24 protein-coding genes and 1 pseudogene are annotated in these 26,646 nt (G+C 60.6%); 15 read left to right on the plus strand and 10 right to left on the minus strand.

The features are described from left to right. Positions 1-197: 197 nt before the first annotated feature. The 4 genes from ACQZ6F_RS13845 to ACQZ6F_RS13860 all read left to right on the plus strand — a co-directional run bounded on the left by ACQZ6F_RS13845 (position 198) and on the right by ACQZ6F_RS13860 (position 4,724). Entirely contained in the window at positions 198-968 is a 771-nt protein-coding gene (locus ACQZ6F_RS13845; RefSeq protein WP_449093632.1) for a carbon-nitrogen hydrolase family protein, read from the plus strand. 29 nt (positions 969-997) lie between these two features. Next, complete coding sequence (locus tag ACQZ6F_RS13850; RefSeq protein WP_449093631.1) at positions 998-2,008, plus strand: ligase-associated DNA damage response exonuclease; 1,011 nt, start codon at positions 998-1,000, stop codon at positions 2,006-2,008. Then, positions 2,008-3,645 (plus strand): cisplatin damage response ATP-dependent DNA ligase, encoded by a 1,638-nt coding sequence (locus ACQZ6F_RS13855; protein WP_449093630.1) that lies wholly within the window; start codon positions 2,008-2,010, stop codon positions 3,643-3,645. The genes ACQZ6F_RS13850 and ACQZ6F_RS13855 overlap by 1 nt, the downstream gene beginning before the upstream one ends. A gap of 89 nt (positions 3,646-3,734) precedes the next feature. Continuing rightward, on the plus strand, positions 3,735-4,724 hold the full coding sequence (locus ACQZ6F_RS13860) for an alpha/beta hydrolase family protein (protein ID WP_077471192.1): 990 nt from the start codon (positions 3,735-3,737) through the stop codon (positions 4,722-4,724). Between the two features lie 12 nt (positions 4,725-4,736). Here ACQZ6F_RS13860 and scpA read toward each other — a convergent pair whose 3' ends face one another. Together scpA and ACQZ6F_RS13870 are read right to left on the minus strand one after the other, a co-directional pair. After that, positions 4,737-6,869: a methylmalonyl-CoA mutase gene (gene scpA / locus ACQZ6F_RS13865; protein ID WP_449093629.1), complete on the minus strand. Its 2,133-nt coding sequence runs from the start codon at positions 6,867-6,869 to the stop codon at positions 4,737-4,739. A 55-nt stretch (positions 6,870-6,924) separates the two neighbouring features. Continuing rightward, positions 6,925-8,277 carry a methylmalonyl-CoA mutase family protein gene (locus tag ACQZ6F_RS13870; RefSeq protein ID WP_449093628.1) on the minus strand — a complete coding sequence of 451 codons (1,353 nt, stop codon included), beginning with the start codon at positions 8,275-8,277 and terminating at the stop codon, positions 6,925-6,927. Positions 8,278-8,433: 156 nt separating this feature from the next. Here ACQZ6F_RS13870 and ACQZ6F_RS13875 point away from each other — a divergent pair, with 156 nt between their 5' ends. Then, positions 8,434-9,240: a L,D-transpeptidase gene (locus tag ACQZ6F_RS13875; RefSeq protein ID WP_068385204.1), complete on the plus strand. Its 807-nt coding sequence runs from the start codon at positions 8,434-8,436 to the stop codon at positions 9,238-9,240. Positions 9,241-9,401: 161 nt separating this feature from the next. Beyond that, entirely contained in the window at positions 9,402-10,133 is a 732-nt protein-coding gene (locus ACQZ6F_RS13880; RefSeq protein WP_077471189.1) for a L,D-transpeptidase family protein, read from the plus strand. Positions 10,134-10,230: 97 nt separating this feature from the next. Here ACQZ6F_RS13880 and ACQZ6F_RS13885 read toward each other — a convergent pair whose 3' ends face one another. After that, positions 10,231-10,695 (minus strand): MarR family winged helix-turn-helix transcriptional regulator, encoded by a 465-nt coding sequence (locus tag ACQZ6F_RS13885; RefSeq protein WP_077471188.1) that lies wholly within the window; start codon positions 10,693-10,695, stop codon positions 10,231-10,233. Positions 10,696-10,829: 134 nt separating this feature from the next. Here ACQZ6F_RS13885 and ACQZ6F_RS13890 point away from each other — a divergent pair, with 134 nt between their 5' ends. The 3 genes from ACQZ6F_RS13890 to ACQZ6F_RS13900 all read left to right on the plus strand — a co-directional run bounded on the left by ACQZ6F_RS13890 (position 10,830) and on the right by ACQZ6F_RS13900 (position 12,470). Beyond that, positions 10,830-11,252, plus strand: a complete 423-nt coding sequence (locus ACQZ6F_RS13890; protein WP_068385214.1) for an organic hydroperoxide resistance protein — start codon at positions 10,830-10,832, stop codon at positions 11,250-11,252. A 125-nt stretch (positions 11,253-11,377) separates the two neighbouring features. Further along, positions 11,378-11,761 (plus strand): antitoxin Xre/MbcA/ParS toxin-binding domain-containing protein, encoded by a 384-nt coding sequence (locus tag ACQZ6F_RS13895; RefSeq protein ID WP_449093627.1) that lies wholly within the window; start codon positions 11,378-11,380, stop codon positions 11,759-11,761. Further along, positions 11,721-12,470, plus strand: a complete 750-nt coding sequence (locus tag ACQZ6F_RS13900; protein WP_449093626.1) for an RES family NAD+ phosphorylase — start codon at positions 11,721-11,723, stop codon at positions 12,468-12,470. The genes ACQZ6F_RS13895 and ACQZ6F_RS13900 overlap by 41 nt, the downstream gene beginning before the upstream one ends. 6 nt (positions 12,471-12,476) lie before the next feature. Here the strand turns inward: ACQZ6F_RS13900 and ACQZ6F_RS13905 are convergent, their stop codons facing one another. Next, complete coding sequence (locus ACQZ6F_RS13905) at positions 12,477-12,923, minus strand: MarR family winged helix-turn-helix transcriptional regulator (RefSeq protein WP_449093625.1); 447 nt, start codon at positions 12,921-12,923, stop codon at positions 12,477-12,479. A 71-nt stretch (positions 12,924-12,994) separates the two neighbouring features. Here ACQZ6F_RS13905 and ACQZ6F_RS13910 point away from each other — a divergent pair, with 71 nt between their 5' ends. Together ACQZ6F_RS13910 and ACQZ6F_RS13915 are read left to right on the plus strand one after the other, a co-directional pair. Next, on the plus strand, positions 12,995-13,720 hold the full coding sequence (locus ACQZ6F_RS13910; protein ID WP_449093624.1) for a DUF899 domain-containing protein: 726 nt from the start codon (positions 12,995-12,997) through the stop codon (positions 13,718-13,720). Between the two features lie 221 nt (positions 13,721-13,941). Continuing rightward, positions 13,942-14,718 (plus strand): VOC family protein, encoded by a 777-nt coding sequence (locus tag ACQZ6F_RS13915; RefSeq protein ID WP_449093623.1) that lies wholly within the window; start codon positions 13,942-13,944, stop codon positions 14,716-14,718. Positions 14,719-14,856: 138 nt separating this feature from the next. Here ACQZ6F_RS13915 and ACQZ6F_RS13920 read toward each other — a convergent pair whose 3' ends face one another. After that, positions 14,857-16,383: a helicase HerA-like C-terminal domain-containing protein gene (locus tag ACQZ6F_RS13920; RefSeq protein ID WP_449093622.1), complete on the minus strand. Its 1,527-nt coding sequence runs from the start codon at positions 16,381-16,383 to the stop codon at positions 14,857-14,859. 217 nt (positions 16,384-16,600) lie between these two features. Here ACQZ6F_RS13920 and ACQZ6F_RS13925 point away from each other — a divergent pair, with 217 nt between their 5' ends. From ACQZ6F_RS13925 to ACQZ6F_RS13935, 3 genes and pseudogenes are all read left to right on the plus strand, one after another. Continuing rightward, positions 16,601-16,999, plus strand: coding sequence for a hypothetical protein (locus tag ACQZ6F_RS13925; protein WP_077472676.1), 399 nt, complete (start codon positions 16,601-16,603; stop codon positions 16,997-16,999). A gap of 156 nt (positions 17,000-17,155) precedes the next feature. Further along, the gene (locus ACQZ6F_RS13930; RefSeq protein WP_449093621.1) at positions 17,156-18,511 is read left to right on the plus strand and encodes a metallophosphoesterase family protein; all 1,356 of its coding nucleotides are present in this window, start codon (positions 17,156-17,158) and stop codon (positions 18,509-18,511) included. Positions 18,512-18,761: 250 nt separating this feature from the next. After that, positions 18,762-19,463, plus strand: a pseudogene (locus ACQZ6F_RS13935) (carbon-nitrogen hydrolase family protein); the annotation flags it as partial. Positions 19,464-19,511: 48 nt separating this feature from the next. Here the strand turns inward: ACQZ6F_RS13935 and zwf are convergent. From zwf to ACQZ6F_RS13955, 4 genes are all read right to left on the minus strand, one after another. Continuing rightward, positions 19,512-21,038 carry a glucose-6-phosphate dehydrogenase gene (gene zwf, locus ACQZ6F_RS13940; protein WP_449093620.1) on the minus strand — a complete coding sequence of 509 codons (1,527 nt, stop codon included), beginning with the start codon at positions 21,036-21,038 and terminating at the stop codon, positions 19,512-19,514. Positions 21,039-21,202: 164 nt separating this feature from the next. Beyond that, positions 21,203-21,973 (minus strand): trans-aconitate 2-methyltransferase, encoded by a 771-nt coding sequence (gene tam / locus ACQZ6F_RS13945; protein WP_449093619.1) that lies wholly within the window; start codon positions 21,971-21,973, stop codon positions 21,203-21,205. Between the two features lie 15 nt (positions 21,974-21,988). Next, positions 21,989-23,548, minus strand: a complete 1,560-nt coding sequence (locus tag ACQZ6F_RS13950; protein WP_449093618.1) for a TerC family protein — start codon at positions 23,546-23,548, stop codon at positions 21,989-21,991. A 334-nt stretch (positions 23,549-23,882) separates the two neighbouring features. Then, positions 23,883-24,923 (minus strand): zinc-dependent alcohol dehydrogenase family protein, encoded by a 1,041-nt coding sequence (locus tag ACQZ6F_RS13955; protein WP_449093617.1) that lies wholly within the window; start codon positions 24,921-24,923, stop codon positions 23,883-23,885. 207 nt (positions 24,924-25,130) lie between these two features. On the opposite strand from ACQZ6F_RS13955, the gene ACQZ6F_RS13960 reads away from it, so the two are divergent. Beyond that, entirely contained in the window at positions 25,131-26,018 is an 888-nt protein-coding gene (locus ACQZ6F_RS13960; protein WP_449093616.1) for a branched-chain amino acid aminotransferase, read from the plus strand. Between the two features lie 18 nt (positions 26,019-26,036). On the opposite strand, the gene ACQZ6F_RS13965 is transcribed toward ACQZ6F_RS13960, so the two are convergent. Further along, positions 26,037-26,561, minus strand: coding sequence for a GNAT family N-acetyltransferase (locus tag ACQZ6F_RS13965; RefSeq protein WP_449093615.1), 525 nt, complete (start codon positions 26,559-26,561; stop codon positions 26,037-26,039). Between the last annotated feature and the right edge of the window lie 85 nt (positions 26,562-26,646).

A 26,646-nucleotide genomic window follows, 5' to 3' on the forward strand; every position in this document is an offset into this window, starting at 1 on the left:
TGAACAGGCAGAAATCGTGCCAGGTAAATCTGTCCCGTTTTGGCACGCCTGCGGCCAAGAGCAGGGGCTTGGGCACGTTCTTGCTGCCCGCAGAGGCCATATCCTTCGCATCTCCTTAACCAATCCGGGACAGACGGCGATCGGAATTCGATCGCTTCGGCCTATGGGCGACTCGCCACCCATGCTAGCTCTGCCGCATGCGCATCGCAGCCTTTCAACGTATGGCACTTTTCGACGCCGTCGATCAGGCGGCGGACGTGTTGGCGCGCGATCTTGCATGGGCGGAAACCCAAGGCATCGATCTCGCTCTCTTCCCTGAATGCTACCTTCAAGGCCACAGCTACAACGAGACCATCGCCAGACGGCGCGCTCTTTCCCTGGACGATCACAATTTGAATGCTCTCGTGGGCCGCTTTGCCGTGGGGAAAACGACTGCGATTGTTGGTCTTTTCGAGCAAAGAGGCGAGGCGCTCTACAACAGCGCCATCGTTACCAGGGCAGGCCAGATAATCGGCGTCTATGCCAAGGCGCATCCTTTGGAAAGCGGTTGTTCGCCCGGAAAGGATTTCCCAATCTGGGAAGAGGGCAGCTGGCGCTTCGGCATCAATATCTGCGCCGACCTCCGATACCCCTACACATCGCGTCGCCTGGCTCGAAACGGCGCCGGCCTCATCTGCAACCCCATCAACCTGATGCTGCGGCCCCACAAGGCGGAAAGGTGGCACAAGCCGGGCATATCTAGCCTGCAAACCTGCGCCAGACACACGAAATGCTGGGTCATGGCGTCAGATGTCGTCGGCAGCAATGATGACGGCTGGTTCAGCTATGGTAGCACTGCCATCGTCGATCCCAATGGCGTCGTCGTCGCTAAGGCGGAGCCACATAGCGAGGATGTCCTTGTTTTCGATCTGCCCGATCGACAGCTCGAACGCGGATTCGATCAAAAAGCTGCTGCCATCGCTACCTAATCGTGCAAATCGCGCTATCCTCTTGAATCATGAGACCGGAGCAACTGCTTTATCCCGCGCCTGAAGGATTGTTCTGTCCGATCGGCGGCTTTTACATCGACCCCGTGCAGCCGGTCGAGCGTGCGTTGATAACGCATGGCCATTCCGATCATGCCCGCTCGGGCCACGCCCATGTGCTCGCCACACGCCAGACCCTGGATATCATGCGCATTCGCTATGGCGCTGAGTTCGCCGGATCGGAGCAGGCAGCCGACTTCGGCGAGGAGGTGACGATCAACGGGGTGAAAGTGTCCTTCCATCCGGCGGGCCACGTTCTCGGCTCGGCGCAGATCGCGGTGGAGAAGGATGGGTTGCGGATCGTCGTGTCAGGCGATTACAAGCGCCGGCCCGATCCGACCTGTGCGGCCTATGTGCCTGTTCCCTGCGATGTCTTCATCACTGAGGCCACCTTCGGGCTGCCGGTGTTTCATCATCCCGATCCAATGGTAGAGACACGGAAGCTTCTGGCGTCCCTTCGCCAGTTCCCCGAGCGCACTCATCTCATCGGCGCCTATGCGCTCGGCAAGGCGCAGCGCGTCATCCGGCTGCTGCGTGATGCCGGCTATGACAAGCCGATCTATATTCACGGCGCGCTCGAGACCTTGTGCGACTACTATATCAGCCAGGGCATCGCGCTTGGTGAATTGCGGCCGGCAACGGTAGAAAGCCGCGATCAGTCGATCTTCCACGGCGCCGTTGTCGTCGGCCCGCCGTCTGCTTTCCAGGACCGCTGGGCGAGGCGGTTTCACGATCCATTGCCGGCTTTTGCCTCCGGCTGGATGATGGTGCGCCAGCGCGCCAAGCAGCTTGGCGTCGAGTTGCCGCTGATCATATCGGACCATTGCGACTGGCCGGAGCTGACCGAGACGATTTCCGAGTTGAAGCCGGCCGAGGTCTGGGTCACCCACGGCCGCGAGGAAGCGCTGGTGCGCTGGTGCGAGCTGCAGGGCATCGCGGCCAAGCCCTTGCATCTCATCGGCTATGAAGACGAGGGCGATTGATGAAAGCCTTTGCCGATCTCCTCGACCGCCTGGTGCTGACGCCGAGCCGTAACGGTAAGCTGAAGCTGCTGACTGACTATTTCCGCGACACGCCCGATCCCGATCGCGGTTATGGCCTTGCCGCCATCGCCGGCACGCTGGAGGTGCGCAACGTCAAGCCCGCCATGCTGCGCGAGCTCGTGCTGGAGCGCATGGACGAGGTGCTGTTCCGCTATTCCTATGACTATGTCGGCGATCTCGCCGAGACCATCTCGCTGGTCTGGGACAAGGAAAGCGATATCGAGCGTTCTGCAGCCGAGCAGCCAAGGCTCGGCGAGGTTATCAGCCGCATGAATGCGCTGGGGCGTACCGAGGTTCGCGGTTTCGTCCGCGATTTGCTGGACAAGCTGGATACTTCGGGGCGCTTCGCCTTCCTCAAGCTCGCGACCGGTGCCCTGCGCATCGGCGTATCGGCCCGGCTTGCCAAGCAGGCACTCGCTGAGCTCAGCGGCAAGGACGTGACCGAAATCGAAACGCTGTGGCATGGGTTGCAGCCGCCTTATGAAAGCCTGTTCCAGTGGCTCGAGGGGCGGGGAGAGCGGCCGGTGCTGGCGACGCCGGCGATCTTCCATTCCGTCATGCTGGCCAATCCGGTCGAGCCGGGTGATCTCGATGGGCTGGATCCGAGAGACTTTGCGGCCGAATGGAAATGGGACGGCATCCGCGTCCAGCTTTCGCGCTCCGGTTCCACGAGCAAGCTCTATTCCCGCTCCGGCGACGATATCTCCGGCGCCTTTCCCGATATCGTCGATGCGATGAGCTTTGAAGGCGTCATGGATGGCGAGCTGCTGGTCGGTGGCACCGTGCGCTCCAACAGCGCGACGCGCAGCTTCTCGGATCTGCAGCAGCGCCTCAACCGCAAGACGGTCACAGCGAAGATGCTGGAGGAGTTTCCTGCCTTCATCCGCGCCTACGATCTTCTGTTCGACCGCGAGGAGGATGTGCGTGGTCGCGGTTTTCTCCACCGACGCCAGCGGCTGACAGAGATCGTCGAGACAGCGCCCCATGACCGCTTCGATCTGTCGCCCCTTGTCGATTTCACGTCCTGGGATGAACTCGACCGGCTGCGTTCCTCGCCACCAGATCCGGTGATCGAGGGCGTGATGATCAAGCGCCGTGACAGCGCCTATCTCGCCGGCCGGGCCAAGGGGCCATGGTTCAAATGGAAGCGCGATCCCTATAATGTCGATGCCGTGCTGATGTATGCGCAGCGCGGCCACGGCAAGCGTTCCAGCTATTATTCCGATTTCACCTTCGGTGTCTGGTCGATGACGCCGGAGGGCGAACAGCTGGTGCCCGTCGGCAAGGCTTATTTCGGTTTCACCGATGCCGAGCTCGAAGTGCTCGACAAGTTCGTGCGGAACAACACGGTCGACCGCTTTGGTCCGGTGCGGGCGGTGCGCGCCGATCGCGATTTCGGCTTCGTCCTCGAAGTTGCCTTCGAGGGCATCAATCGCTCGACCCGCCATAAATCCGGTGTTGCGATGCGTTTTCCCCGCATCGCCCGTCTTCGGCCGGATAAGCCGCCCTATGAGGCGGATAGGCTGGAAACTTTGATCGCGCTGATTGACGCGAAGGCTCCCGCTGTTGATGAATAGGGTAGGGCGATTCCTCACCACAATGTGAGTTGGCCTTGCCTTTCAATCCATGCAGATTTGAGCTGCGCCGGGATATTTGGACAAAGCCTATGACCATGTCTGACGACAACATATTCCGTCCCAATCGCCGCCGCGTTCTGGCCGGTCTGGCTGTCACGCTTTTCGCGCCGAATATTGTGAGAGCGGCTGATGACAGCACGGTTGGGAGCAAGCCGGCCGATAGCAAGCCAGTGGTTGTCCCCAGGGGTGATGAAAAGGCCGCGGATGCGCCGCCGTTGATGTCGGGCGACTACCGCAAGGAACGCTATCTCTTCAAGACGGATCTGCTCAGCAAGGGGCCGGCGCCGGATATCTACGAACCGCTGGTGACGCCGCCAACCGCCGACCAGCTCTTCTATCGCAGCGGTCTCGGTGGCCAGTTGGAGCTTGTCGCCTGGGTTTCCCGCTACGTGCGCACACGTACGCCGAAACCGGCCGTGCTTTTCCTGCATGGCGGCAATGCCATCGGCCAAGGTCATTGGCAGCTGATGAAGCCCTATGTCGAGGCCGGCTATGTCGTCATGATCCCCTCCATGCGGGGTGAAAATGGCCAGAAGGGCAATTTCTCCGGCTTTTACGATGAGGTGGCCGATGTGCTGGCCGCCTCCAACCGTTTGCGCAATTTGCCCGGTGTCGACCCGCATCGCATGTTCCTCGCCGGGCATAGCATCGGGGGCACGCTGGCCATGCTGGCGGCCATGTCGACCAAGCGTTTCCGGGCGGTGGCGCCGATCTCCGGCAATCCGGATGCCTATGCCTTTTTCAGCCGCTATCCGGAGGATATCCGGTTCAACACCAAGAATCCGCGCGAATTCCAGATGCGTTCGCCGCTCTGCTATGCGCGCAGCTTCAGAAGCCCGATGAAGCTGTTCCACGGTACGGAGGAAGCCCATTTCGACTCCCGACTGGCGCTGCTCGCCAAACGAGCGACGGCCAGCGGCGTGAAAATAGAGATGGCGACGGTGCCGGGTAGCCACAATTCAGCCCTGCCGGGCGAGATCGAACAAAGCATCCAGTTCTTTAAGAGCGTGGCTGTCTAGCGGCAATAGCTGCTAGACCATCAATCTTTCGATCAATGCCGCTGCTGCTTCCGCGATCACGGTTCCCGGCGGGAAAATCGCGTCTGCGCCGGCTGCTTCCAATGCCGCGAAATCCTGGGGCGGGATGACGCCACCGACCGCGATCAGGACATTGCCGGCGTGGCGGCGCAACAGGGCTTCCTTCAATTCCGGCACCAATGTCAGATGCCCAGCCGCAAGTGAGGATGCGCCAAGGATATCGACACCTTCCCGAACGGCAACATCCGCCACTTCTTCCGGCGTCTGGAACATCGCGCCGACGATGACGTCGAAGCCGAGATCGGCGAATGCCGTTGCGATGACTTTCTGGCCGCGATCATGGCCGTCCTGTCCCATCTTGGCGATGAGAATGCGGGGCTTTTCGCCGCGCGCCTTGCGGAAGGCTTCGACCGCGGCGACTGCCTTGTTGAAGATCGGGTCGGCACCGCCGACTTCCTGACGATAGACGCCAGAGATGGTCCTGATCACGGCGACATGGCGGCCGAAGGCCTTTTCCATCGCCAGCGAAATTTCGCCGACCGTCGCCCTTGCCCGCGCCGCCTTGACGGCAAAGTCGAGCAGATTGCCCGTGCCGTTGCGTGCGGCGTCCGTCAAGGCATCGAGGGCCGTTTCCACCGCAGTGGTCTCGCGCGTGCCCTTCAATTGCTGCAGCTTCGAGAGCTGCCGGGCGCGCACTTCGGAATTGTCGACCTTCAGTACGTCGACTTCGATATCCTTTTCCGGCTTGGAAAAGTTGATGCCGACGAGGATCTGATGGCCGCTGTCGATACGCGCTTGCGTGCGGGCCGAGGCCTCTTCGATGCGAAGCTTCGGAATGCCCTTTTCGATCGCTTTCGCCATGCCGCCGAGCGCTTCGACCTCCTCGATATGCGAAAGGGCGCGGGCTGCAAGATCATGGGTCAGACGCTCGACATAAGCCGAACCGCCCCAGGGGTCGATGATGCCTGTCGTGCCGGATTCCTTCTGCAGCAGGATCTGCGTGTTGCGGGCGATGCGGGCCGAATGGTCGGTCGGCAATGCCAAGGCTTCGTCGAAGGAATTGGTGTGGAGTGATTGTGTATGCCCCTGCGTCGCCGCCATGGCCTCGACCATGGTGCGGATGATGTTGTTCATCGGGTCCTGCGCCGTCAGCGACCAGCCGGAGGTCTGGCTGTGAGTCCTGAGCGCCAGGGATTTCTGATCCTTCGGTGCGAAATTCTTCTGCATCAACGCAGCCCAGATCAGCCGGCCCGCGCGCATCTTGGCGACTTCCATGAAGAAGTTCATGCCGACGGCCCAGAAGAAGGAGAGGCGAGGCGCGAAACTATCGATATCCATCCCGGCCGCGACGCCGGCCCGCGCATATTCTATGCCGTCGGCGATCGTGTAGGCCAGCTCCAGATCGGCGCTCGCTCCGGCTTCCTGCATGTGATAGCCGGAAATCGAGATCGAGTTGAACTTCGGCATTCGCTGGCTGGTATAGCTGAAAATGTCCGAAACGATCCGCATCGAAGGCTGTGGCGGATAGATGTAGGTGTTGCGGACCATGAACTCCTTGAGGATGTCGTTCTGGATCGTGCCCGACAGCTTGTCCTCGGAAACGCCTTGTTCCTCGCCTGCGACGATATAGAGCGCCATGACCGGCAGCACGGCGCCGTTCATGGTCATGGAGACGCTCATCTCGTCGAGCGGTATGCCGTCGAAGAGCTGGCGCATGTCGAGAATGGAATCGATCGCCACGCCTGCCATGCCGACATCGCCCGCCACACGTGGATGATCGCTGTCGTAGCCGCGATGGGTGGCAAGGTCGAAGGCGACGGAGAGACCTTTCTGGCCGGCCGCGAGGTTGCGGCGATAGAAGGCGTTGGACTCCTCGGCCGTGGAAAATCCGGCATACTGCCTAATGGTCCAGGGTTGCTGGACATACATTGTCGGGTAGGGGCCGCGCAGGAAAGGTGCGGCGCCTGGATGGGTATCAAGGAAATGCAGGCCGGCGAGATCGCGTTCGTCATAGCGACGCTTGACGGCGATGCCTTCCGGGGTGTCCCAGACCGGCGCATCCGTCGCCGCCGCCTTGGTTTGCGGCTTTGTCCAGGGGATATTGGCGAAGTCGGGAATTTGGGTCATGGAGCCGATACCTCCGTGAATGCCGGTGCAACTGCAATGAATTCGATGGTCGCTCTCATGCCCCCACTCCCTCATCCAGCCGTAGTGGTGTCAGCCCCATGCCGCCCACAAGCGGCCCCGGCGGGCCCAGGATCTCGACCGGCCGCTCCGTCTTCATCGCAAACAAGGTGGATCCAACAATGGGCTTGGTGCTGCGGCTTGCACACGCCTCGGCAACCATCGCCGCCAGTTGGCCGCTGGCGATCACCTTTGCCAAGCCGCCGTCGCGCTCGATACCGGTAAAGATTTCCCACGCCCGTTCGGCCAGTGTATCGGTCAGCGCTTCGATGCCACCAGCGCCGGCGGCGGGATCAGTAACGTGGTCGAGATGGCTTTCGGCGATGAGGATCGTCTGTGTGTTGCGCGCCAGCCGCCGCGCCAGCGGATCGGGAATGCCATGCGCTAGGCTGTGCGGCAGCACTGCGATTTCATCTGCGCCACCGGTGCCGGCGGCAAAGACCGCGATGGTGTTGCGCAGCGTGTTCGTCTCCGGATCGAGCTTCGTAAGCATGCGATAGCTCGTCTCCACCAGGAGATGCGCGGGCTGCGGATTGGAAACCCCACAGACCTCGGCGATGCGGCCGAAGATCAATCGTGCTGCACGGATCTTGGCCATGGTTGTGAACTGATTCTGGTCGGCCGACAGGCAAAGGCTCACCGCCGCCAACGCTGCTTCCGGCGAAAGTCCGGCGTCATTCAGCAAGCGCAGATGGCCTGCAAGGCTTGCGGCCATGACGGCCAGTTCCTGCGCTTCGGTTCCGCCGGCATTATGGACGGCGCGGCCGTCTGCGTTGACGATCGTGCCGGGCAGCTTTTGTTCGGAGAAACGGCGAATATCGCCCATTATATCGGCTTGTGCGGCACCTGCTGAAAAAGCGTCGAGGCCAAGGTGCATCTCCGTCAGTGGGTTGGCTTTCAGCGCAGTGCTCAAAGTCGCCGTGGCATCAGTGGTGAAGCCATCGAGGCGTAGCGAGATGGTCTTGCCGGATAGCGCGTCAGCGATTCTCTGGGCAAATGCCGGCGTGTCGACGCTGGTTCCCGTGCCAAAGCCAGAGGCGGATTGAGGGGAGACGATACAAATGCCGCTGGCGCCGTTGGCAAGATCGTCCTCGAGCTGCCGAAGAGCGCGATCCACATCGGGATCGTCCATGCGCTGGGTGAGGGTCCAGGGGATATCGGCCCGCTTGCGCGATAAAGGCGCGCAGTCTGACCGGCGCTCGTAGAGCGGTTCGATCGCAATGCCGTCGTCGGTTTGCGATACCAGCGTTTCCTGGAAATCCTTGCCCTTCAGCGCCCGTTCCACCAACTTCAGCCAGGTCTTGCGATCGGTCCGGTCGAAGATGCTCGGGTCGAGACTGTCGATATTCATGCCATCCTCCGTCTCGCAATGGTCTAGCCCATGATGCCGCGAGGGAAAACAGAAGTTTGGTCAATCCGCGCAATATCTTCGCTGCCGACGCCAGCTTCGCTCCAGCCGCATCCGCCATGGTGTCGCCGACCCGATCTGTGTTCCAAATGGTTTTCGATGATGGCCGATCTGCTGCCCGTTTCCCGTCGCCTGCTTGCCGCAGCCGCCTTGGCTGGTTTGTCCGCCTGCAGCATCATTCCGGATACAGGTGCGACCGATCCGGATCGCTTCGTGCAGGACACGACGCCGGTGTTTTACCGCCCGGAGGGCATCGATCCACAGAGAGTGCACCGCTTGCCGGTGCAGCCCGTGCCGCAATCTCGTGATCTCTTCCGCACGCAATTCCATCAGACCTATGGTCTGCCGACCTTCAATCCGGTGCATCAGGCCATGTATGCGCAGCGCAGCGAAGACGACTTCACGCTGCCGGCCATTCCCTACAAGCGCATCGATCCGCGCTTCCTGCGTCAGGAAGTGGACTACACGAGCAGCGAGCGGCCCGGTACGATCGTCGTCGATACCAGAAACCACTACCTCTATCTTATCGAGCCGGGCGGCAAGGCCATGCGTTACGGCGTGGGCCTCGGTGCCGCAGGTTATGCCTGGCATGGCAAGGGCGTGATCCAGTGGAAGCAGAAATGGCCGCGCTGGACGCCGCCGGCCGAAATGGTTTCCCGCGAGCCGCAGATGAGACCATTGTCGGCCGAGCGCGGCGGCATGAATCCGGGGCCGACCAATCCCCTCGGTGCACGGGCGCTTTACATCTATCAGAATGGCAAGGACACGCTTTACCGTGTTCACGGGACGCCGGATTGGCAGTCGATCGGCAGGGCGGCTTCGTCCGGCTGTGTGCGCATGCTCAACCAGGACGTGATAGATCTCTACAACCGAGTGCCGGATAAAGCCGAAATTGTCGTTTTGTAGTGCTAATTTACCACAAATTTTCGTGATGTTGCATAAGTGCGATAGCGGTACGCGGCTGCGCTCTTTAGTTTCGCTCCTGTCTCTGCGAACCTCCGGGGAGCCGAATCAGCCTGTTTGTCTCGGGTTCTTGCTTCCCCTTCAATAGGAACGATGCTGTCGACATGAGCGTGCCTCCATCACTATCCCGACGTAATTTCCTCACCCTTGCTAGCATCGGCGCCGTCACGACGCTCGCCGGCTGTGCCTCCACTGTCGAAAACGGCTCTGTCGTCAGCCCGGTGCAATATACCGGCTCGCCCAGGCCGTTCCGTACCTGGTTTTCCAGCTATGATGGCGAGCAACCGGATCCGGCAGTGATCTATGCGGCCGTGGACGACGGCGGTTTCCATGTTCCAGCCGTACCCTACCAGCAGATTGATCCGCGCTTCTATCGCCAGCGCGTCGTCGATCCGACAGGCGAAGCACCGGGTAGCGTCGTGGTCAACACCACCCAGCGCATGCTGTACGTCACCGAACAGGGTGGCACGGCGATGCGTTACGGCATCGGCGTCGGCCGCGAAGGCTTTGCGTGGCAGGGCCGCGGCGTCATTCAATGGCGCAAGAAGTGGCCGCGCTGGAACCCGCCGGATGAAATGGTCGCCCGCCAGCCGGAGCTCGTCAAGTTCTCCATCGCCAATGGCGGCATGGATCCTGGCCTGAAGAACCCGCTCGGCGCCCGCGCGCTCTACATCTTCGAAGACAAGCAGGATTCGCTTTACCGCCTGCACGGCAATCCGGAATGGCGCTCCATCGGTAAGGCCGTTTCCTCAGGCTGCGTCCGTCTGCTCAATCAGGATGTCATCGATCTCTATGACCGCGTTCCCGAGCGCGCACCGATCCTGGTCACCGCGTAAGATCGCAAGACCACGAAAACAGCAGGGCGCCCGAAAGCGGCGCCCTTTTTTATTTCCTCGCTTTTACCGCAAAGGCACATGGTAAACGCGCGCGGCCTCACTCGGCGGCGAGGTTGGTCTTCAGCCGCCGCAACTGGTCGCGCAAATTGGAGATCTCGGTCATGTCGCAGCCGGTAGCCTGGCCGATGGCGCCCATGATCGTATCGACCTGACATTGCATGGCGCTGCCCTTTTCCGTGAGTGAGACAATCACCTGACGCTCATCCCTCGGATCGCGTGCACGGCCGATCAGGCCTGCCTGTTCCAATCGCTTCAGAAGAGGCGAGAGCGTGCCAGAATCGAGATCGAGCTTTTCGCCGATGATCTTGACCGACAGGCTGCCTTTTTCCCATAGGACGAGCATCACGAGATATTGCGGATAGGTGAGGCCAACCCGATCGAGGATAGGCTTGTAGGCGCGGTTAAAAGCATGCGCAGCGCTGTAAACCGCAAAGCAAAGCTGCCTTTCGAGCCGCTTTTCCTCATCCGGGATGATGGTTTGCCCATTCACATTGTCTGTCATTGCTGCTCCGCCATTTTCTTGTTGGCGGCATTGTCACAAATTCACTTTGCAAAATCAAATTGCAAAAAATATATGTTGCGCACGATTAAATCGTGATATATACAATAATCATCCAAACCGAAGGGAGACATGACATGCCTATTCTCTACACCACCAAAGCTTCTGCCACGGGTGGCCGCGCTGGCCGCGCTGTTTCCGAAAATGGCGTTCTCGACGTCACGCTGACCGTTCCGAAGGAACTTGGCGGCGATGGCGCCACCGGCACCAATCCCGAGCAGCTCTTTGCTGCCGGCTATTCCGCCTGCTTCCTCGGTGCTTTGAAATTTGTCGCAGGTCAGCAGAAGGTCAAGGTTCCGGAAGACACCAAGGTCACCGTAACGGTCGGCATCGGCCCGCGTGAGGACGGCGGCGGTTTCGGCATCGACGTAGCCCTGTCGGTTCACATTCCTGGTATGGACAAGGCCGAAGCTGAAAAGCTTGCCGCCGCTGCTCACATCGTGTGCCCCTACAGCCACGCCATGCGCACCTCGACCGAAGTGCCTGTCACCGTCGCCTAAGACGGAACTTAGTCGTGCTGCCTGAAGGGCGGCAAGAATAGATTGGGAGCGGTGAGCTTTTTACTCGCCGCTCCTTTTCCTTTGCAAGAAATATGCTATATGTTTTCCAAGGAAAGGATGTGGCTATGGCGAAAACCCAAATATTGAGTCATGCAAAGCCTGGTGAGGCTGTTGTCATCACCAAGGCGGTGGTCAATGCTGCCGAGCGGCTGGGATTGAATGCCCGCATACTGGCGGCCGTCATCGGCGTTTCCGAGGCGACTGTGTCGCGCATGAAGCGGCAGGATCATCTTCTGGAGCGCGACAGCAAGCCCTTCGAACTCGGCGTGCTCTTCGTCCGCCTATTTCGCTCGCTCGACGCCATCGTTGGCGGCGACGAGGCCGTGGCGCGCCAGTGGCTACGCAACAACAATCTCGCCCTTGGCGCAGCCCCCCAAGACAAGATCACCTCAATTTCCGGATTGACCGATGTCCTTGCCTATCTGGACGCCCGCCGCGCTCTCATCTGAGGCGCGCGCTATTTCCGGCCGCTATTGGCGGCTGGTGGAATCGCAGCATCAGGTCTCGACGCTGAAGCTGGTCGATACTCTGGAGGAGCAGGCGCTTCTCGAAACGCTTCTGGAGGAGAGCAAGCCGGTCCTGCCGCCGGAATGCGCTGGTCTCGACTATCTGCTGGCGACTCCCTTTCGCTATGGTGCAATCTATCCGCACGGCTCCCGTTTTCGGCGTGCGGGCCGCACGCTCGGTGTTTTCTATGCCTCAGAGCAGGTGGAAACGGCGCTGGCCGAGATGAGCTTCTATCGGCTGCTGTTCTTTCGCGATTCCCCCGACACGCCCTTGCCCGGTAATGCGGCGGAATACACAGCCTTTGCCGCTGCCATCGCCACCAAACAGGCAATCGACCTGACGAGCCCCCCATTGGACCGTGACCGGCAGCAGTGGACCGATCCGGTTAACTACGAAGTATGCCAGTCGCTTGCCGAGGCGGCGCGAGCGGGAGGGGGCGAGGCTATCCTCTATCGCTCTGTGCGGGATCCCCAGGGCGGCAGGAACATCGCCCTTTTGACCGCCAAGGCTTTTGCTGCGCGCGAACCTGTCGAACGCCAAACCTGGCGCATCCGCCTGTCACGAGCCGGCGTTCAGGCACTCTGCGAATTTCCCAGGCGCCGCATCGGCTTCGAAAGGCAGGATTTCGGCAACGATCCCCGGCTGTCGTAACAGCCTTCAGAGCAGCATTGCCAGATCGCGGCGCAAGCGGTCGCCGTTGCCATCGGGCAGCCGCTCTTCCAGTGCCGCATGCGTCAGCTTCCACGTGGGTACGGCCGCGGCAAGAGCCGCTTGACCAGACGGTGTGAGGCTGAGCAGACGAGCGCGGCGATCCTTAGGATTGGGCACGATGTTTACCCATCCGCGTCGCTCCAGCGGTTTCAGGGCGGCAGTCAGCGTTGTCTGGTCCATCGCAAGCAGCGCCGTAACCGAGGCCATGGATGCGGGCATTGGTCTATTCAGGGACATCATCAGGGAAAACTGGCCGTTGGTCAGTCCAAACGGTCTCAGCGCTTCATCGAAGCGACGAGCCAGGGCGCGTGCGGCACGCTGCACATGCAGGCATAGGCAGGTGTCGCGCACAAGTAGGGTGGTTTCAAAGGGGACTTGTACTGTGTTTGACATGATTAATTAATATTGATATCAATGTATTTGTCAAGATTTTGGAGTTGGAACGCCGGAGGAGGGCGCTGACAATGAACCAGATAGTTTCCAGAGACGTATGGCTGGAGGCCCGTCGGCAATTGCTCGCCAGCGAAAAGGAGGCGACGCATCTGCGCGATCGCGTCAATGCCGAGCGCCTGGCTCTGCCATGGGTGAAGGTGGACAAGGATTATGCCTTCGACACGCCTGCGGGCAGGAAGTCGCTTGCCGATCTCTTCGATGGCCGCCACCAGCTGATCGTCTATCATTTCATGCTCGGCCCGGACTGGGATGCCGGCTGCACCGGCTGCTCCTTCCTTGCCGATCATCTCGATGGCGCACTTCCGCATCTCAACCATCATGACGTTACGCTGATAGCCGCATCCCGCGCCCCGCTCGACAAAGTGGAAGCCTATAAAAAGCGCATGGGCTGGCGTTTCCCCTGGGTGTCGTCCTTCGGCAGCGACTTCAACTTCGATTATCACGTCTCCTTCTCGAAGGAGCAGCTCGCCGGCGAGACGGTCTTCTACAATTTCACGCCCATGGATTCGGTAGAAGGGTTTGACGAGCTTCCCGGCCTCAGCGCCTTCTATAAGGACGATGCCGGCAATGTCTTCCACACCTATTCGAGCTATGCCCGTGGCCCGGAAGAGTTGATCGGCACCTTGATGATCCTCGATCGCGCCCCAAAGGGACGCAACGAAAGCAGCACGATGAATTTCGTCCGGCGCCATGACGAATATGAGGACACTGCGAAGGCGGATTCCTGCTGCCGTTAATGCGGATGGGACCTGATGGATCTAAGCGGCGGAAACATAGGGGTCGAATTATCGCGCGTCGTGCCTAGTTATAAACTAGCGCCTGCTTGCCGGGTAACAGACTGGTCGGTCGATCAACCATCGCTCGGCCGTCACTTTTATCGGCGATGATGCGCCTGTGCCGACATCGTGCGCAGGCCGATACAGACGACTGCCACAATTACAATAGGGAGAGAGATTCGATGGCTGAGAAGGGATATTTTGTCTGGTACGAGCTGATGACGTCGGATATGGCGGCAGCAGAGGCTTTCTACCGCAAGGTTGTCGGCTGGGATGCAGCCGATGCCGGCATGCCGGAAGTCGGCATGGACTACACGCTGTTCAGTGCCGGTGCAGGTCCGGTCGCCGGGTTGATGATTTTGCCCGAGGAAGCAAAAGCCATGGGCACGCCGCCCTGCTGGACCGGCTATATCGGTGTTCCCGACGTCGATGAGGCCGCAAAGACCGTTGTTGCCAAGGGCGGCAAGCTTTACCGCGAGCCGACCGATATTCCAGGTGTTGGCCGCTTTGCCGTGGTTGCTGATCCCTATGGCGCTGCCTTCTGCCTCTTCACGCCGTTGCCGGGTCAGGATTGGGAACCGGCGGCGCCCGCTACCCCCGGCTATTTCGGCTGGCACGAGCTTTATGCCGGTGACGGCCCGAAGGCTTTCGATTTCTATTGCGAGATGTTCGGCTGGGAATCGAGTTCCGATTTCGACATGGGGCCGATGGGCAAATACAAGATCTTCAAGATCGGCGACCGCGACTTCGGCGGCATCATGACCAAGCCGGCGGAAATGCCGGTGCCGGCCTGGAATTTCTATATCAACGTGCCGGCTATCGACGCGGCGATCACGCGGATCACCGAGGGTGGCGGCACAATCGTCAATGGCCCCATGGAAGTTCCCGGCGGCAGCTGGATCGTCCAGGCTACCGACCCGCAGGGTGCGTTTTTTTCCCTGGTCGCGCCGGTGCGGTAAATTAACACCTCCCCCTTGAGGGGGGAGGTCGCCGCGAAGCGGCGGGTGGGGGTGACTTCGGACCTCTAGAGATCGTCGCAGATCACCCCACCCCGGACCTGCGGTCCGACCCTCCCCCTCAAGGGGAGGGTAAAGCTTCTACCGCTTCAGGCTGCCGAGAATTCCCCGCACCAGCGCACGGCCAACCTGCGTGGCGACTGTACGGGCCATGCTTTTCATCGTTGCTTCCAGGATCGTCTCGCGCTGATAGCCGGAGCGGCCGCGGGCAGCCGGTTTGCTGTCGCTGCCGCCGAAGCCGGGGAGCGTCCAGCCGCCGGTGCTGGAGCCACCTTCCTTGGTTGCTGCCTCATCGGCCGCCTTGCTGGCGCGCGCCGCGAGGATCTCGTAGGCAGATTCGCGATCGATGGTCTGATCATAGAGGCCGGCAACCGGGCTGGCGTTGATGACGGCCTGGCGTTCGGCATCGGTCAGTGGACCGATGCGCCCGGACGGCGGCCGGATCAGGGTGCGCTCGACGATCGACGGCGCACCCTTGCCTTCGAGCATGGATACCAGCGCCTCGCCGGTGCCGAGCGTGGTGATGACATCCGCGGTCTTGAAGGCCGGGTTGGGGCGGAACGTGTCGGCGGCCGTCTGCACCGCCTTCTGTTCGCGCGGCGTATAGGCGCGCAGCGCATGCTGGACACGGTTGCCGAGCTGCGCCAGCACGGTTTCCGGCACGTCGAGCGGATTTTGCGTGACGAAATAGACGCCGACGCCCTTGGAGCGGATCAGGCGCACAACCTGCTCGACGCGCTCGATCAGCACCTTCGGCGCATCGTTGAAGAGCAGATGCGCCTCATCGAAAAAGAAGACCAGTCTTGGCTTTTCGGGGTCGCCGACTTCGGGCAGCTCTTCGAAGAGTTCGGAGAGCAGCCACAACAGGAAGGTGGCGTAGAGGCGCGGGTTCATCATCAGCTTGTCGGCGGCAAGCACCGACACCTGCCCATAACCGTTGCTGGTGACGCGCATGATGTCGGAGATTTTCAGCGCCGGCTCACCAAAGAAGTTTTCGGCTCCCTGCTGCTCCAACACCAGCAACGATCGCTGCAACGAGCCGACGGAGGTTTTGGAGATCAGGCCGTATTTGTTGGAAAGCTCGCTGGCATTTTCACCCATGTAGTTCAGCAGCGCTTGGAAGTCCTTGAAGTCGAGCAGCGCCAAGCCATTTTCATCGGCGATCTTGAAGGCGATGTTGAGCACGCCCTCCTGCGCCTCCGAGGCATCCATCAGCCGCGAAAGCAGCAGCGGTCCCATCTCGGCGACGGTGGCACGGACGCGATGGCCCTTTTCGCCGTAGATGTCCCAGAAGATCACCGGAAACCGCTCGAATTCATAGGGCTTAAGGCCGATTTCCTCGGCACGCTTCAAAAGGAAATCCTTCGGCTCGCCCTTGGCGGCAATGCCCGAGAGGTCGCCCTTGATATCGGCGCAGAAGACGGGCACGCCGGCCTTGGAAAACCCCTCCGCCAACACCTGCAATGTCACGGTCTTGCCGGTGCCGGTCGCGCCGGTGACGAGGCCGTGGCGGTTGCCGAATTTCAGCGTCAGGAATTCGTCCTTGTTGATGCTTTCGTCCGGATTGCGGCTGGCGCCCACGAAAATCTGTCCGTCCTGCTGCGGCATGGTGTCGTCTCCCTCTGGGCGGCGGCACAGCAACTTTTGAGGGTTGCCAGAGCCGTTCATCGATTTGTCCTGACACTGTTATAAGAACTGACTTGAACGGGGACAACCATTCGCGTCATGCTTATGCTTCTGGTAGTATAACGAGGTCCGGCACGGCTTGTGTCGGTTGCCCCGTTCAGTTACGTTGACGTTAACGTTATAAAGGCAGGAGGCCAAAGTGAACGAAGTTATTGACCAGATCGCAACCAAAGCCGGCATTGCTCCTGATCTCGCAGAGAAGGCCGTCGGCATGATCCTCGGCTTTCTGCAGCGCGAGGCACCCGATGGCCCCGTCACCAAGATGATCCAGGCGATCCCCGGCGCGCCCGATCTCGTTGCCCAGTATAACGGCGAGGGCAGCACGGGCGGCGGCGGTCTGCTCGGCGGACTTCTCAGCGCAGTTGGCGGCGGCGGCGGCCTCATGGCGCTCGGTCAGCAGCTGATGAGCAGCGGCCTCAGCATGGGCGAGATCACCTCGCTCGCCAAGGAAACGATCGCAACGGCTCGCCAGCATGCCGGCGACGAAGTGGTCGACCAGGTCGTCAACTCAGTCCCGGGCCTGCATCAGTTCCTCTGAGGTGAATAAGGCCTTTCCGGAAAGTTCGGGGAGGCCAGCCGCCAGCGGCCCATGGACTTAGCGGGCGTCGTCAGCGAGCGATATTTAATCTTCATGTCTTCCGGCCTTCGCCATCCTCTGTGGAGCGAGGGCCGTTGTTTTTGGAGAGGTTGCTAAGTGTCCGTCAATCCTATTCCCTCCCTTTTGCCGAGAGGGCCGGGTCATCGTTTCGTGCTGTACGGCGATTCCTGTTCCGGTGTTTCGGGCGCCCTGCATGAAGGTACTTTCGCGGCCGTCAACTCTGTCCTGAGCCGGCTCGATCCGCCGCCTGAATTCATCCTGTTTCCGGGCGACGAGATCATTGGGCTGACGGCTGATCCGGAGGCGCTTCGGACGCAATGGCGGCATTGGCTTGACCAGGAGATGGCATGGCTCGACCGGGAGGCGACACCGATCTGGCACACCACAGGCAATCACACCACCTACGACGAGATGAGCGAGCAGGTTTTCCGCGAAGTCTTGCAACTGCCGGAAAACGGGCCGCCGGGGCAGGAGGGACTGTCTTACTGGGTCCACCACGGCGATCTCCTGCTGGTTTTCGTTCATACCCTATCGACCGGCCTTGGCGGCGAAGGACATGTCGAAACGGAATGGCTTGAGGCGACGCTCAAGGCGCATACCGACGTCAGGCACAAAATCGTCCTCGGCCATCATCCCGTCTTCCCGGTGAACGGTTTTTCCGGCGCTTACCAACGCGAAATCGGTCCCGAATATGCCGGGAAATTTTGGGATATTCTCGTTGAGGCCGGTGTTCTTGCCTATGTCTGCAGCCATATCCTTGCCTTCGACGTTCAGGTGCAGCGCGGCGTCCTCCAGCTTTGCACAGCGGGGGCAGGAACTGCGCATCGGATGCCCGAAGGGGTGGAATATCTCCATTGCATCCAGGCCGCACTCGATGCGGAGGGGTTTCGCTATCAGGTGCTGGATACCGAGGGTGCGGTCCGCGAGCAGTTGCAGTGGCCTTTCAAATCAGCCGAGAATTGGAGGAACCTGCCGCATGGGTCGCATGCTGCCGCCTTCACCGGCTCCAAAGGCCCAAACAACATCGTCGAACTGCGGATTGCCGGGCTCATGGCCGAAAAGGCGCATGCGCCGGCGCAAACGCTCTTTTCCGCCTTCGACCACCAAATCATCGCCCCGCTCTGGCTTGGTCTGCGCGGTCCACGCCAGACCCTGACCTTGATCCTCGGCCGCCAGCCCGGACGCAGCCCGCACTATTGGTTCGGGCCCGATCTGCACCCTGGTCAGCCTTTCGATATCGACATCGCCTTGCATGCCGGCATGGGACCCGGTGGCATGCTCTATCGCATACATGGTGATGACAGATGGAGTTCATTCCACGGAGCCTCCGCGACCGGCCTCGAACAGATGATTTGGCCAGGCCAATGGAGCGTGGGACATGGTCAGGGCGGTCCTGCGGACCGGCCCTTCATGGGTAGCGCAATCGCCGTCCAGATTGGATATGAAAGTTAGCGCTATCACACGCGTGCGCTTTCCGTCGCCGTTTCGGATTCTGCTAAACTGCCTCTGTGACCGAGTCGCAGACAAGGGAGTGTTGGCATGGCGAAATGGGATGGCGCCTATACCTGGCACAAGCGGCCGTCGGCTGTCGGGGCGCCGGAGCGGTTACGCGTTGCGACCTGTCAGTTCCCCGTAGGTTACGACATTGCAGCGAATACGACGCAGATTCTATCTTTGATGGAAGCGGCGGGCGAAGGCGGGCGCGGATGTCGCCCATTTCCCGGAATGTGCTCTATCCGGCTATGGTTCGGCCAATTGGCCTGATTGGAGCGGCTTCGATTGGGTGGCTCTGCAATCGGCGCTTGAAGCGGTAAAGTCAGCCGTGCGGACGCACCGCCTCTGGGTCGTGACCGGCAGCGTCCATCGCGACGAGATCACCGGCAAGAAATTCAACTCGGTCTATGTCCTGGATCGTGATGGTAACCTTGCCGGTCGTTACGACAAGCGTTGCTGCTCAGCCAATGATTTGCGCGCTTTCGAATTGGGCCGTCGGCAGCTTACCGTCGATATTGAGGGTGTTTCATGCGGCTTCCTCATTTGCCGGGATTGGAGCCATCCTGAGCTTTGGCGAGACTATGAGGGACGCGTCGAGCTGGTGTTTCATTCCGCCTGTGCCGATGGGCAGGGCCGCGACAAGAACGAGACCCACACCATCCCGGCAATGATGCAGGCTTATGGCAGGCAATATCTCTATGCGATAAGCTCTTCCAATTCCTGCCGGTACAGCCAGGACTATCCAAGCCTATGGATCGAGCGCGGTGGTTATATGGGCGGTCAAGCCATACGCCATGAAGCGGGTTTCACCATCAATGCACTTGCCGACGATCCGGAACAAGACCGCTTCTTCGCTGCGGTTTTGGAAGCGCATCGTGCAGAGCGAATCTTGTACGGGCTGGTCGATTAAAAACCAGATCGGCGGGCCGGCATCCATCGATACCGGCCCTTTTCAGCTTCAAACCTTCTTGCCGCCCAGTTTCTCATCCGGCTGGTGCCATTTGCGGCCGTCGCGTTCGATGAGGTCGTCGGCGCAGGCCGGGCCCATGCTGCCGGGCGCGTAAGGATCGGGCTTGCCGCCCTCGGCCCAGAGATCGAGGAAGGGCTGCACCGCTGCCCAGCCGGCTTCGATGCCGTCGGCGCGCTGGAACAGCGTCTGGTCGCCGACGAAAAGTTCGTAGAACAGGCTCTCGTAGCCCGTCTGCTTGCCGATGTCGAAACGGTCGGCATAGCGGAAATCGAGCGACACCGGCGCGGTCTTCAGGACGAGCCCCGGTGATTTGATCGAGATTTCCATGTCGAGCCCTTCGTCGGGTTGCACCTGGATGATGAGCCTGTTCGGCGGCAGCTCGGGGCTGGAGGCGTGGGCATTGCGGGGGAACTGCGCGAAGGGCACCTGCCGGAAGGTGATGACCACTTCCGTATCGCGCGCCTTCATTGCCTTGCCGGTGCGCAGGTAAAAGGGCACGCCGGCCCAGCGCCATGTATCGACAAACAGCTTCACTGCCACGAAGGTCTCGGTGCTGCTGTCGGGCGCGACATCGGCGGTCTGGGTGAAGGCTGGCAGATCCCTGCCGGCGATCGGACCGGCGGTATATGCACCGCGAACGCCATTCTTGACCGCATCTTCGCGGGAATAATGGCGCAAAGCCTTCAGAACCTTCCCCTTCTCGTTGCGGATCGCCTCCGCATCGAAGCTGTTCGGCGGCTCCATCGCCACCATCGCCAGCAGCTGGAAGAGATGGTTTGGCACCATATCGCGCAGAGCGCCGGTCGCGTCGTAGAACTTGCCACGCGTGCCGACATCCACCAGTTCGGCGGCGGTGATCTGCACGTGGTCGATGTAATTATTGTTCCAGAGCGCCTCGATCATCATGTTGGCGAAGCGCGTCGTCATGATGTTCTGCACCGTTTCCTTGCCGAGGAAATGGTCGATGCGGTAGATCTGGCTTTCAGCCACATGGTTGAGCAGCCGCGCATTCAGCGCCTGTGCCGAGGCAAGATCGTGGCCGAAGGGCTTTTCGATCGCGATGCGGCGGAATGCGCCGGTGGCTTCGTTGGTCAGTCCGTTTTCGGAAAGCTTCTCGGCGATGTCGCCAAAGAACTGCGGCGGTACAGCAAAGTAGAAGGCCGCATTGGCGCTTGGCGCCTTCGAAAGGTGGTCGGCGATTTCCTTGTAGACGGCATTCTGCGTGAAGTCGCCGGAGATGTAGCCGATGCGCTTGCGCAGGCTCTGCCATGCCGCCTGCCGGTCCGGCTCCTCCATGTCGCCGGAGGTTTTCAGGAACGATTCCAGCCGCTCCAGCAGCATGTCGACGCCACCGGGCTCGATGCCGATGCCGAGGATATGGAGATCCTCTCCGACGAGACCACTGCGCGTCATGTTGATCAGCGTCGGGATCAGCAGGCGTCGGGTCAGATCGCCGGCGGCGCCGAAGATCACGAAGGTCAGCGGCGGTGCGGGTGCGACATCAGGGGTGGTCATGAGCGCTTCTCCATTGTGCGGGCACACATCGGGCTTCTGGTCGACATGGATATCTCCTCGGACCTGTTTCAGCTTTGGCTGTTGTTGTTCTAGCGCGGGCCGACGCCGGTTGTCGATGGGATCGACGTGCCGCCGTCAGCGTGATTTTAGCGATGATGGGATGCCTATTTCTTCACGGCGATCAGGAAGAGCCGCGGGAAGCGCAGCAGCACCTTGCCGTCCACGAGCGGTGGATAGGCCTTTTCGATAAGCTTCAGATACTCGGACGTGAAAGCATCGCGATGCTCGGCGCCGGCGTGATCGAGATAGGGGCGCAGGCCCGTGGCCTTCACCCATTCGACGATGGCCGCCGCATTCTCCAGTGCGTGATTGTAGTTGGTGTGCCAGATATCCACCCTGGCCGACTTGCCGATCAGCCTGTTGTAATAGACCGAGGGCGAGGGAAGGGGATTGCGGCGCACGCTCTTCTTGGCAAAGGCACCGCTCCAGGGGCCATTCTTTGCAGTCTCTTCCATCATCATATGGCTGAGCTCGGTCAGATTGTCAGGCATCTGGATGGCAAGCACGCCACCGGGCTTGAGGGCGTCCATCAGATGATCGAAGATCTCGAGATGGCCGGGCAGCCATTGAAAGACGGCATTGGCAAAAAGCAGGTCAACAGGTTCATCGGGACGCCACGTCGCAAGATCGGCCTTTTCAAAACTGGTGCCGGGCATACGCTTGCGGGCGGCCTCCAGCATGTTGTCGTCGCTGTCGAGACCGGAAACACCGGCAGCACCATAGCGCTCGACGATCAACTCGGTCGAATTGCCGGGGCCACAACCGAGGTCGATTGCTCGTTCGATACGTTCCAGCGGCACTTGCGCCAAAAGATCGCGCGCCGGGCGCGTGCGTTCATCCTCGAATTTCACATATTGGCCGGCAGACCATGCCATGAGCATATCCTCTTCCTAGATTGCGTATTCCATCGGTTGGATCCGAACCTTGTCGATATTTCGGCCATTGAGTTTGACCACTTCGAAGGCGAGTCGGCCAGAGTTGAAGCTTTCGCCTTCATGCGGCAAATGGCCAAGCCCCCACAGAATGAAACCGGCCAGCGTCGAATAGCGATCGGCCTCGTCGACGAGATCGATGCCGACAAGCTTCGAGAGGTGGCGAATGTCGATCCAGCCGTCGACGGTCAGCGATCCGTCCTCGCCCTTGTCCATGGTCAGCGGCTCATTGTCTTCGTCGGGGAATTCGCCGGCGATCGCCTCAAGCAGATCGGTCGTCGTCACCAGCCCTTCGATTTCGCCATACTCGTCGAGAACCAGAGCCATGCCCTGGTTCGACTGGCGCAGCCGCTCCATCAGCTTCAGCACGTTGATGCTTTCATGCACGGCAAGCGGCTGGCGGATGGAACGCTGCAGATCTATCTCGCCATTCTGCTGCAGATCGCGCATAACGTCGCGCGCGCTGGCGATGCCGACGAAATCATCGAGGCTGCCGCGCACGACGGGAAAGCGCGAATGGCCGATCTCGATGACGCGGCGCTGCTGCTCTTCGCGCGGCTTGTCGAGATCGAGCCAGACGATATCGGTGCGCGGTGTCATGATCGAGCGGGCCGAGCGGTCGGCAAGCGTCAGCACGCCGTGGATCATGTCCTTCTCTTCCGTCGAGAATACGGCCTCGTGCACCGCTTCCTCGGCGGTTCGTGCGGTTGTTTCGCCGAGCGGGTTTTGCGGCCGTTTCGCACCGAGGAGACCGAGGACGGCATCGGCGGTGCGGTTGCGGATGTTGGTCGGCGTGATCAGCCGTTCCTTGTTGTGGCGGGCAAGCTGGTTCAGCGTTTCGATGATGATCGAGAAGCCGATTGCCGCGTAGAGATAGCCCTTCGGCACATGGAAGCCGAAGCCTTCGACGACGAGCGAGAAGCCGATCATCATCAGGAAGCCGAGGCAGAGGATGACGACGGTCGGGTGCTTTGAGACGAAGGCCATCAGCGGCTTCGAGAGAAACAGCATGACGCCGACCGCGAAGATCACGGCTACCATCATGACAGAGAGTTCCTGCACCATGCCAACGGCGGTGATGACGCTGTCGAGCGAGAAGATGGCGTCGAGCACGACGATCTGGACGATCACCTGCCAGAAGACGGCGTGGACGAGCTTCTTTTCGCCCTGCGCATCGTGGCCTTCCAGCCGCTCATGCAGTTCCATCGTGCCCTTGAACAGCAGGAACAGACCACCGAGGATCAGAATGAGGTCGCGTCCGGAGAGGTCGACGCCCCAGAGGGAAACCAGCGGCGCCGTCAGCGTCACGACCCAGGAAATCGAGGCGAGCAGCGCCAGGCGGATGATAAGCGCCAGCGCCAGGCCGATCATGCGCGCGGCATCGCGCTGGTGCGGCGGCAGCTTGTCGGCAAGGATTGCGATGAATACGAGATTGTCGATGCCGAGAACAATCTCGAGAACGATCAGGGTAGCAAGACCGATCCAGGCGGATGGGTCGGATAGCCAGTCGAAGACCATTAATTGCTAAGCTTGGCACCGGCCTTGAGGAGCCTGCCAATTCTTTCCTTCAGTTTTTCGGATGATATGCCGCGCACCAATGCTGAAGCGCGGCTGGTACAACCGTCGCTATCCGGATCGCTCAGACCAATCGGGTCGGCTTTCTTGGAACTGGAACTATAAGGCTCGCTATCGGGCATGGCCTGCTATCTGGACACGAAACGGTGTTTGCGCAAGTGCATTGGGCAGATCAATCTACCCAAGTTGCATGACATTTTTTCGAAAAGGCTTTCTCGCTCAGCGTTTTGGCCCGTTCGAGGGTCGATAGTGCCGCATTGTGCCCGGACTTCGGAGTTCAAAATCGCGTGATGACGCTGATCCCGGTGCCCTCGGCCTTATCCAATGCCATTAGCGCGGGAACGGCCTCTTCCAGGCTTATCCTGCGGCCAATGAGCTTCTGCGGTGCGATCTTGCCGGCCGCCAGCATGTCGAGCATGGCATCGTAACGCCAGGCCTGCATGCCATGGCTGCCATATATTTCCAGCTCGTGGCCGATGACCTGCGCCATCGGTATCTGCGGCGTCGCATAGTCGCCGAGCATCAGGCCGACCTGCACATGCCGGCCGCGCCGGCGCAGGTTCTTGATGGAATTGAAGCAGGTGGCGGGGTGGCCGAGCGCGTCGATCGAGACATGCGCTCCACCCTTGGTAATCTCGCGCACGGCTTCCGCGACGTCGGCGACTTCGGTCGCATTGATCGTCGCGACTGCGCCGCACTCGCGGGCGAAGGCGAGCTTCTCGTCAGATATGTCGACGGCGATTGCATTCGCGCCAAGCGCGCTGGCGATCATGATGGCAGACAGGCCGACGCCGCCGCAGCCGTGCACGGCGATCCATTCGCCGGGGCGGGTCTTTGCCTGATCGGCAACGGCGCGGAAAGAGGTGGCGAAACGGCAGCCGAGGCTCGCCGCGGTCGCATCATCCACGGTCTCGGGCAGGTGCACGAGGTTGGTATCGGCATAATCGATGGCGACATATTCGGCAAAGGAACCCCAATGGGTAAAGCCTGGCTGGAACTGGCTTGGGCAGACCTGCTGGTTGCCGGAATGGCATTCGGCGCAATGGCCGCAGCCTGACACGAAGGGAACGGTGACGCGATCGCCGACCTTGAAGCGCATGACGCCGCGACCGGTCGCCACCACCTTGCCGGCAAGCTCGTGGCCCGGCACATGCGGCAACTTGATATCCGCGTCATGTCCCATCCAGCCATGCCAGTCGCTGCGGCAGAGCCCGCTCGCGCCGACCTCAATGACGACGCCGTCCTCGTCAGGCGTCGGGTCGGCCAAGGTGCGGATCTCGGGCGTCGCCTGGAAGGACTCGTAATACATGGCTTTCATGGGAATTCTCGCTGTTTCCTGACGTCTGTGCGGTCCATCATTTTTACTGATGGACTCATTCGTCAAGTTGTTGTTTCGGCGCATGAAAATTGCGCTATGAATGCGATATCAAGCGCTTTGTTGCAAATGGATTCTGCCGCGCTGTTTCTGCTTGACCCTGAGATTGTGCGGTTATTTGCTTCTCGCCAGTTGAGAGAGGAAACCACCATGGCCGTCGATACGTCGCCCCGCACCACCACCTGGACCTTTGTCGAAGGAGAATGGCTCTCCGGCAACCCGCCGCTGATCGGGCCGACCTCGCACGCCATGTGGCTTGGCTCGACGGTGTTCGACGGTGCGCGCTGGTTCGATGGCATCGCGCCTGACCTCGATCTCCATTGCCAGCGCATCAATCGCTCGGCCGTCGCCATGGGGCTGAAGGTGCTCAAGACCGCAGAGGAAATCGAGGCGCTCGCCTGGGAGGGCATCAAGAAGTTCGACGGCAAGACGCCGCTCTACATCAAGCCGATGTATTGGGGCGAGCATGGTTCGCCCGGCAGCGTCGTGGCCGTCGATGTGGAGTCGACGCGCTTTGCCCTCTGCCTGTTTGAAGCGCCGCTCGGCGGCACCGGCGGCATCACGCTGACGGTCTCGCCTTTCCGCCGCCCGTCGCCGGAAACGGCAATGACCGACGCCAAGGCCGGCTCGCTTTATCCCAACAGCGGCCGCATGATCCTCGAAGCCCGCGCCCGCGGCTTCAACAATGCGCTGGTGCGTGACATGAATGGCAATGTCGTCGAGACCGCATCCTCCAACGTCTTCATGGTTAAGGATGGCATCGTCTATACGCCGGTCGCCAACCGCACTTTCCTGGCCGGCATCACCCGCGCCCGCGTGATTGGCCTCTTGCGCCAGGAAGGCTTCGACGTGCGCGAGGAGACTCTGTCCGTCGATCAGTTCCTCTCCGCCGACGAGATCTTCACGACCGGCAACTATTCCAAGGTCGTCAGCGTCAATCGTCTGGATGATCGCGAATTCCAGGAGGGTCCGGTCGCCCGCAAGGCTCTGGAGCTTTACATGGATTGGGCGCACGGACGTAGCGCCAGCGAAGAATAGTCAGCTAAAGCCCGCAACCTATTCTGCTTCGAAAGCGTCCCTGGTGATTTGATAGGACGCAAAGGGCTGGCCGAGATAATCTGTCTCGCGCGTAGCCGACAGACCGAGCTTTTCGGCAACGCGCATGGAAGCGATGTTGCCGGGCGCTATGTCGGCGATGACGCGGTCGAGGCCGAGCGTGGCAAAAGCATGAGCAAGAACCGGTCTTGCCGCTTCCGTTGCATAACCTTTGCCCCAGCTGAACCTGTTCAGGCGCCAGCCGATCTCGATTTCCGGCCCGACTGCATCGGCGGGGATCAACAGTATCCAGCCGAGAAATTGCGTTGGATTGTCCTTGGCGAAGATTGACCAATAGCCGAGGCCATCACTGAACTTAGCCTCCATGCGGCTTGTCAGGAATAGTCGGTGTGCCTCCGGATCGTTCCACGGCCCCGGAATGAATCTCGTTACGTCCGGATCTCGATCCATGGCAAGGCAATTTTCGATATCCTTCATGATGCGCGGGCGCAGCACCAGACGGTCGGTTTCAAAAGTCGGAAGCACTGTTGTTTTCCACGGCTATCGAGACAAAAACGAAGATCCCGGGCAATCATAACCAAGCGCGGTGCCAATCCAAATTAAACGGCGC

The sequence above is a fragment of the Rhizobium sp. A22-96 genome, assembly GCF_053521805.1.